This window comes from Fructilactobacillus sp. X2R1C1 (genome assembly GCF_059901435.1).
The window spans coordinates 1-614 of record NZ_JBWXUV010000019.1 but is presented as its reverse complement, the minus strand read 5'-3'; the positions used below and the strand labels follow the sequence as shown (position 1 = coordinate 614).

General features: G+C 26.4%; 2 protein-coding genes. Both read left to right on the top strand.

Going from position 1 to position 614, the window contains the following annotated elements:
• Positions 1 to 260 (top strand): 4'-phosphopantetheinyl transferase family protein (locus AC6UDG_RS07260; RefSeq protein ID WP_500706934.1); only part of this gene is annotated, 260 nt, incomplete at its 5' end.
• Between the two features lies 1 nt (position 261).
• A partial coding sequence (locus AC6UDG_RS07255) for an FAD-dependent oxidoreductase (protein WP_500706933.1) occupies positions 262 to 614 on the top strand: 353 nt, incomplete at its 3' end.

Here is a 614-nt window from a genome sequence, read left to right as displayed (position 1 = left end):
GGTCAGTTCTTAATTACTTTTTTTCTGATTATGAAATATATTCTTTATATCATACAAAAAATACTATTATTGATTTTAATGTTATGTGGTCCCTTAAAGAATCCTATTTCAAGTGTCTAGGAACTGGGATGCAATGTTCAACACCCTTTAGTATTGATTTAAGAAAATTTAATTTTAAAATACCATATAATTTTTTGGCAACAGCAAAAATTATTTATGACAATGATTATGTTATAACTAGTGTTATTAAGGAGGCGTGAATTGAAAAAAATTGCTGTAATTGGAGGGGGACCAGTTGGATTATATGCTGCTTATTGGGCATATAAAAATGGTTTTGAAGTTTCATTATTTGAATCTACAGATAAATTAGGTGGACAACTTGTTAATGCATATCCTAATAAAATAGTTAAAGACCTTCCGGGAATTGATGAGATAAAAGCAGAAAAATTTTCTCAAAGAATGATGAATCAATTAATTAACACTAATGTAAAAATATATTTAAATAGTAAAATAACACAGATCAAATGTATAAAAAAGAATGTTAAAATTTTTTTGGAAAATGAAACAAGTTATGTTTTTGATGGATTATGTTTAGCTGTTGGATGCGGTAATTA